The organism is Acinetobacter rudis (genome assembly GCF_000829675.1).
GTDB classification, from domain to species: Bacteria; Pseudomonadota; Gammaproteobacteria; order Pseudomonadales; family Moraxellaceae; genus Acinetobacter; species Acinetobacter rudis.
Genome location: NZ_BBRX01000113.1, coordinates 1 through 6,068, shown reverse-complemented (window position 1 = coordinate 6,068; position 6,068 = coordinate 1). Strand labels below are relative to the sequence as shown.

9 protein-coding genes are annotated in these 6,068 nt (G+C 40.9%); 6 read left to right on the top strand and 3 right to left on the bottom strand.

Features of this window, described 5'->3' with window-relative positions; translation table 11 throughout:
- From thyA to msrA, 5 genes are all read left to right on the top strand, one after another.
- The coding region (thyA, locus tag Aru01_RS17715; RefSeq protein ID WP_042111716.1) for a thymidylate synthase at nucleotides 1–465 on the top strand (465 nt) is incomplete at its 5' end.
- Nucleotides 462–974, top strand: coding sequence for a dihydrofolate reductase (locus Aru01_RS17710; protein WP_016654928.1), 513 nt, complete (start codon nucleotides 462–464; stop codon nucleotides 972–974). The genes thyA and Aru01_RS17710, both read left to right, overlap by 4 nt.
- Nucleotides 975–1,003: 29 nt before the next feature.
- Nucleotides 1,004–2,086, top strand: a complete 1,083-nt coding sequence (locus Aru01_RS17705; protein ID WP_016654927.1) for an Lnb N-terminal periplasmic domain-containing protein — start codon at nucleotides 1,004–1,006, stop codon at nucleotides 2,084–2,086.
- A gap of 91 nt (nucleotides 2,087–2,177) precedes the next feature.
- The gene (locus Aru01_RS17700) at nucleotides 2,178–2,618 is read left to right on the top strand and encodes an META domain-containing protein (RefSeq protein WP_016654926.1); all 441 of its coding nucleotides are present in this window, start codon (nucleotides 2,178–2,180) and stop codon (nucleotides 2,616–2,618) included.
- Nucleotides 2,619–2,895: 277 nt separating this feature from the next.
- Nucleotides 2,896–3,423 carry a peptide-methionine (S)-S-oxide reductase MsrA gene (gene msrA, locus Aru01_RS17695; protein ID WP_016654925.1) on the top strand — a complete coding sequence of 176 codons (528 nt, stop codon included), beginning with the start codon at nucleotides 2,896–2,898 and terminating at the stop codon, nucleotides 3,421–3,423.
- 87 nt (nucleotides 3,424–3,510) lie between these two features.
- Here msrA and Aru01_RS17690 read toward each other — a convergent pair whose 3' ends face one another.
- Genes Aru01_RS17690 through Aru01_RS17680 form a run of 3 tightly spaced genes read right to left on the bottom strand, consistent with a single transcriptional unit; the run spans nucleotide 3,511 to nucleotide 5,406 of the window.
- Entirely contained in the window at nucleotides 3,511–3,915 is a 405-nt protein-coding gene (locus tag Aru01_RS17690) for an ExbD/TolR family protein (RefSeq protein WP_016654924.1), read from the bottom strand.
- Complete coding sequence (locus tag Aru01_RS17685; RefSeq protein WP_016654923.1) at nucleotides 3,915–4,541, bottom strand: MotA/TolQ/ExbB proton channel family protein; 627 nt, start codon at nucleotides 4,539–4,541, stop codon at nucleotides 3,915–3,917. The genes Aru01_RS17690 and Aru01_RS17685 overlap by 1 nt, the downstream gene beginning before the upstream one ends.
- A 10-nt stretch (nucleotides 4,542–4,551) precedes the next feature.
- Nucleotides 4,552–5,406 carry a TonB family protein gene (locus tag Aru01_RS17680; protein WP_016654922.1) on the bottom strand — a complete coding sequence of 285 codons (855 nt, stop codon included), beginning with the start codon at nucleotides 5,404–5,406 and terminating at the stop codon, nucleotides 4,552–4,554.
- Nucleotides 5,407–5,817: 411 nt separating this feature from the next.
- On the opposite strand from Aru01_RS17680, the gene Aru01_RS17675 reads away from it, so the two are divergent.
- A partial coding sequence (locus Aru01_RS17675) for a ClbS/DfsB family four-helix bundle protein (RefSeq protein WP_042111714.1) occupies nucleotides 5,818–6,068 on the top strand: 251 nt, incomplete at its 3' end.

Below are 6,068 nucleotides of genomic sequence, written 5' to 3'. Positions count from 1 at the left end.
CAAATCAAGTGGTTGATCAATGAAATCAAAACCAACCCAAACTCACGTCGTCTAATTATTTCTGGTTGGAACCCGCACGAAGCTGGACAAGTTGCCTTACCACCGTGCCACACCTTATTTCAGTTTTACGTACACAATAACAAATTATCTTGCCAACTTTATCAACGTAGTGCAGATGTCTTCCTTGGTGTGCCCTTCAATATCGCCAGCTATGCACTATTTACACATATGATTGCCCAAGTTTGTGGTCTAGGTGTGGGTGATTTTGTTTGGACAGGTGGTGATACACACCTCTATGCCAATCATTTTGAACAAGCCCGTTTACAGTTGAGCCGTGAGCCTTTACCACTTTGTCAACTTAAGCTCAATCCAGCGATCACAGATTTGTTTGACTTCAAGTTTGAAGATATTGAAATCGTAGACTACCAGTCACATCCAGCAATTAAAGCAGCGGTGGCAGTATGAGTTTTAAAGATTTAGAAGTTGTTCATGTTGTTGCAATGGATCAGCAGTACTGTATTGGTAAAGGAAATGACCTACCTTGGCATATTTCTGCTGATTTAAAACATTTTAAAGCCATTACCCAAGGTGGTGTGGTGGTGATGGGGCGAAAAACACTAGAGTCTATGGGCCGTGCTTTACCCAATCGAGTGAATTGGGTCATTACACGTGATCAAAACTGGCACTTTGATGGTGTTAAGGTTGCTCACAGCCTTGAAGATGCGCTGCAACAAGCTACTTTAGATGTTGCAAACTCAACACAACCGACATGTATTTTTATTATTGGTGGTGGTGAAATTTTTAAACAAAGTATCGATATTGCGGATCGTTTAGAACTCACACACGTCGAACTTGATGTCCAAGGTGATACTCACTATCCAGCAATCCCAGAGCATTTCAACAAAGTTGCTGCTGAGCAACATATTGATGACAAAACCGGGATTGCATTTGAGTTCGCAACTTACCGAAAATAACTCAACAAATTCCTGATCTTGGAACAACCATGCATAACATTGGTTTCCGACAATTTATTCAAGCGCTCGTGATGTTCTTGGTCCATGCGGGCTTTGCACTTGGGGTATTGCTCAGCTCAATCTGGCTGTGTCTTGCCCTTTGGATTCAACTGCCCGGTGGCAAATGGACGAGCATCATCCTGATTAGCCTGTGGGCTTTGTTTGCACTGAGTATTTTAGGGATCTATGTCAGCCAGCATGTCTTTAGCCGACAAAAAGATCGTGTTATTTATCTACTCGTGTTTGCACTCAGCTTGCTTTGGTATTTCAATATCCCAGCCAAACAAGATCGTGATTGGGACCCTGAGGTCTCCAGAATTTTTAACTATCAGAAACAAGGATCACTCGTCACAATCAACAATGTGCGTAACTTTGCTTGGAAGAGCGATGGTCGCTACGACGAGCGCTGGGAAAGCCGCAAGTATGACCTTGATCAGCTGACTGGAGTAAACGTGATTACTTCCTATTGGATGGGGCCTCAAATCGCGCACACGCTGGTCAGTTTTGACTTTGCCAATCAACGTCCACTGGTTTTTTCAATCGAGATTCGTAAGGAAAGACAGGAAAGTTTTTCTGCAATTGGGGGCTTCTTTCGACAATTTGAATTAAGTCTAATTGCGGCTGATGAAGAAGATATTGTTTATACACGTAGTAATATTCGTCATGAACAAGTCTATTTCTTTCCTGTAAAAATGCCTAAAGCGGCTATGCAAGCCCTCTTCATCGAGTATCTTAAAAAGTCTGATGAATTAGCAGCTACGCCTAAATGGTATAACACGGTGACTAGTAACTGTACGACCATTATTTTTGATATGGCTCAGGCCATTGAAGAGAGCTTATTACCTAAAGATTATCGTTTATTAGTCTCTGGTTACTTGCCGAATTATCTTTATGATATTGGTGTATTAGATCAGCGCTGGGACATGGCGCAGTGGTATCAACATGCACATATTAATCCACGCACAGCAGATTTAAATCTACAACAAGATCAAACTGGCTTGCAGTACTCTAAACGTATTCGTCAAGGTCTGTTGCAGCCTCAAGCTCTTGAAAATTCAGCAATAAAGCCTTAAATATTTTTTTTAGTCGTTCAGTCAGAGAATGTACTAGTTGTTGTCATAATTTTTTGCTTAAATCATCTTATGCAAATGTGAGTATTGAACCGTGATAAAAAAACAATTTTTAACTGCACTATTGATTGCAGGTACATTAAGTATAGTGGGTTGTAATACTATTCCAGACCAACAGCAACAACAGAATGTTGAGTTATTACAAAAACATAATTGGGAACTCAGCCAGATTGGTGCAACTGAAATAGATCTTAAAAACAAAGCTCGCCCTAGCCTCGTGTTAAATGCTGCCAATCAGAGTGTCAGTGGTAGTGATGGTTGCAATCGCTTAGTAGGCAGTTATCAAATCAAAGACCAACAAATCCAATTTCAAAATATGGTCAGTACACGTATGCTCTGTGCTGACAATATGAAACAAGTTGAGCAATTCAATCAAGCACTCAGCAAAGTCAAAGCGTATCAGGTCTATGGCTCAACCTTAAGACTCCTTGATCGTCACGGCAATGTCTTATTGTTATTTCATGCTGCAAAGTAAATGTTGAGTTTTATGAAGTCATCGCATCAACATTTTTGATGATACATCAATTGCTCTCTATATCCGTTGACATCACTAAAGCACAAATCAGCACTTGACAGCATTCCTGCTAAAGTCCAACTTATATTGCATTGTTGGTCTTTGCTGATTTTATGATGTATTTTGACTGTAGGGCTTGCGTTAAAATATTGCAATGATGATCAACCTCTAAGTGATCTACCTTGTTAAAATCCGAGACCACTCTGCTTTATAAAACAAATTGTTAGGAACAATCATTATGCAACAAGCACTTTTTGGTGGCGGATGTTTTTGGTGTGTAGAAGCTGTTTTTCTATCACTTAAAGGCGTAACACAAGTTAAAAGTGGTTATGCTGGTGGACATGTAGAAAATCCAAGCTACGAACAAGTCTGTCAGGGGGACACCCAACATGCTGAAGTCATCTTAATTGACTATGACGACAGCCAGATCAAATACAGCCAACTACTCGATGTATTTTTTGCGACCCACGATCCAACAACTTTGAACCGTCAAGGCAACGACATTGGTACGCAATATCGTTCTGTTATTTACTTTGCCAACGATGAGCAAAAGCAAATAGCGCAAGCATATATTGATGAGCTCAAGCAAGATGGCGTTGCTGTTGTGACTGAATTAAGTGGCTGGCCAACTTTTTATCCTGCAGAAGACTACCATCAAAACTATTTTGAAAAGAATCCTGAGCAAGGTTTCTGCAACTTTGCCATTCCACCCAAGCTTGCTAAATTGCGTCAAAAATTTAATGCCCTACTCAAAGAGCAAGGCTAGGCCAGATGAGCTAATCATCACCCAATTGAGATAAAAAAAGAGCGATCATTTGATCGCTCTTTTTATTGCTCTTGGCCTAAGAGTATTTTAGTTATCACTTACAAAGGCAATATCATGTAGACCAGCTTGGCTCGCACGTGACATGACCTGAGCGACCATATCGTAACGAGAGTCTTTATCTGCACGAAGTTGAATCGATGGTTTGGTTTCTGATTTTGCTGCTTCAGTGAAACGTTTTTCCATTTCATCTAGACTCACAATTTCAGTCCCCCACGATACTTCACCTTGAGCATTAATACTAATCGTGACTTCACTTTGTGGTGGTTCAACAATATCCGCGGTCGTCTTTGGTAAGGTTAATGGTACTGATGGGTTAGCAACGGTCGCCGTGACCAAGAAGATGATCATCAATACCAACATAATATCGATTAGCGGAATGAGATTCATCTCATTCATGCCAGAATCGTTGTCTTCACCCAGTTGAAAAGCCATTAAGCTTGACCTCCTGCCAATTCACTATTTACAGCACTATTTGCAGATGCAGTTTGCTTTGAACTGTCTTGTTGCAACATGGTGTCGATCAATAATGCATGTGCTTGATCTTGTAATTCATTTGACAAAGTACGGTTATAACGCACGCAAATGTTATAAGCCAGTACTGCTGGAATAGCCACAGCCAAACCTAGACCTGTCATGATCAAGGCCTCACCAACCGGTGTTGCAACTTGAGCTAGACCTGCTTGACCACTCTTACCTACAGCGACAAGCGCATGGAAAATACCCCATACTGTACCGAACAAACCTACAAAAGGTGCTAAAGAAGCTATTGTTCCTAGAACTGATGCACCTTTTTCAGCTGATGCTTTTTCAACTGCGATTTGACGCAATAATGCTTGCTCTGCAACAGCTTTACGTTGTTCAAATGATAAAGGCACAAGTTTAGCTTTTAATTTCTGCAATGCTTCAGCGAGGTGGGCTTGTGCGGTTTGTTTTAACTGACGTGTACCCATAAGACGCAGAATAAAAATCGTCCACGTAGCAATCGACATTGCTAAGAGTACAAAATACAGTGTCTTACTGATTGCGTCAGCATGTTGCCAATAAACTGAGAAGTTCATGCTCCGATTCCTATCTTTTCGATGCGTTATTTGGTTTTAGATCATATGGTTGGCTGAAACTTACAGGATAAGCCACACCATCTTTGATATACGGTTTAATTTTTGCGCGTTTTACTGCATTGACGAACTTGCTATCCAATACAGAAGCACCACTGCCTTTTGCTAATCGAGCTGAAGTAATATTACCATTTGCATCCGCTTCAACCTCAATTAATAAAGAACGAGTTTCTCCTTTGAGATCCGCATCTGTGTAACTTGGTCGCGGTTCACGAATCCAACGGATATCTCCAGGCCCAATACGCTGTGGTTTCTTATTTTCAGCAGCGCGGCGTTGCTCATCGGCACGACGCTGTTCATCTGCTCGACGTTGTTCATCAGCGCGACGCTGTTCATCGGCACGACGTTGTTCATCGGCTCGACGCTGTTCATCAGCTTTACGTTGCTCATCAGCACGGCGCTGTTCATCAGCTTTACGTTGTTGATTGAGACGTTCTTGCTCTAACTTTTGTTTCTCTAAGTTATCATCTTGATGAATCGCTTTTTCCTTGGTCACTTCAGGTTTTTGTGCAATGACTTTTGGCTTAACCACTGGAGGTGGTGGCGGGACAACAGGTTGAGGCTTAGGTTTTACCTTCGGCTGCACTGGAGGTGGTGGCGGCGGAGGTGGGGGTGGCACATCTTCTTCAATTTGTACTAATTTAACTCTAATCGGCTTTTTTTCAACAGGTTTCAGCTCAGGTGTTTTCATCTGGCTTACAGCCCAAAGCACTCCGACATGCCCAACCAACACTACAGCCAAGGCAATAATAAACTTTCGTAGCAGCGGCTGAGGATGCGAAATACGTGACTCGGAAGACTGACTCATATGGGTTCAGGACCTTAAACGAAGCATTTCACCTTAAATCAAATGAACAGCAAATGAACACGTGGTAGACAGGTGACAACATTGAAATTGGCCTAATAATAAATGAGAAGTGTTTTCATTTGCAACCATTTTTTATCTACTTACTGTTATTTAAAGAAAAAAAATGAGCGTAGTTTGATCGACTTTGCAAAGTTGCTAGATAAATCCGACTTTCAGGCAGTCAGTATTTCCAATACCAAGCTGATTTATTTATAACCATCTACTGCTCAATCAATATAAACCTTACATCTCAGGCTCAAGGTTAAAAGCCAACAACTCAAAATATTTCAAAACAATCATGATTAAAGATCGAGACTCTCTTTCTGGGTTCCGTATAATCAGTTATATGGTGTTATTTTTTGAAGGTTTAACATGAAAAAATATGAATCTAAGCAAGAACTCATTAACACGATTAAAAACACCTTAAATAGCTATTTATCAGAATTTGATGATATTTTGGAAAATGAGAAAAATCGAGTCATAATAGGCGTTGATAAAACCCCTGCTCAAAATATTTCCTATCAATTAGGATGGGTGAGCTTATTGTTAGACTGGGAAAAAAATGAAAATGCCGGTCACGAAGTCAGCATGCCCAAAGTTGGCTTTGACATCCTCACCCCCCC